The sequence below is a fragment of the Kitasatospora saccharophila genome, from assembly GCF_039529925.1.
GTDB classification, from domain to species: Bacteria; Actinomycetota; Actinomycetes; order Streptomycetales; family Streptomycetaceae; genus Kitasatospora; species Kitasatospora saccharophila.
Genome location: NZ_BAAANS010000211.1, coordinates 1 through 502, shown reverse-complemented (window position 1 = coordinate 502; position 502 = coordinate 1). Strand labels below are relative to the sequence as shown.

At 69.3% G+C, this 502-nt stretch carries 1 pseudogene; it reads right to left on the bottom strand.

The annotated features are described in order from the left end of the window. Positions 1-389 (bottom strand): annotated as a pseudogene (locus tag ABD345_RS40215) (carbohydrate kinase family protein); the annotation flags it as partial. Between the last annotated feature and the right edge of the window lie 113 nt (positions 390-502).

The window sequence follows — 502 nt, the reverse complement described above, 5'->3', positions numbered from 1 at the left end:
CGGTCGACCCAGTCGCGCCAGAGCACCGGGTCCACCCACATGCCGGCCGGATGGCGTCCGTCGTACAGGGAGGTCCGGGTCCCGTCAGGCGCCAGCAGGTTGACGCTGCGCCTGGTCCCGCTCGGGTGGGTCGCGATCGCGAGCGGCAGTCCGAGCTGCTCGTACGTCGAGCGGATCCACCAGCCCTCCGCGTCGTCGCCGATCACGTCGGCGAGGCCGGCTTCGAGCCCGAGGAGGTGGCAGCCGAGGACGACGCCGTGGCCGGTGTGGCCGATGTACGTCTCGACGGGCTCGACGTGGATGGTCTCCCAGTCCGGCAACGGCAGGCCCGGAACGCGCACGACCGTGTCGATGCCCACGCCGCCGATCACGAGCACGTCCAAGTCCATGGACCCATCCTCACCGAGCCGCACAAGCCCCGGGAGAGTTTGACCTCGACAGCCCTTGAAGTGGTCTGCTTCTTAACATGAACCACGCATTGATCACCGGCGCGGGCCGGGAC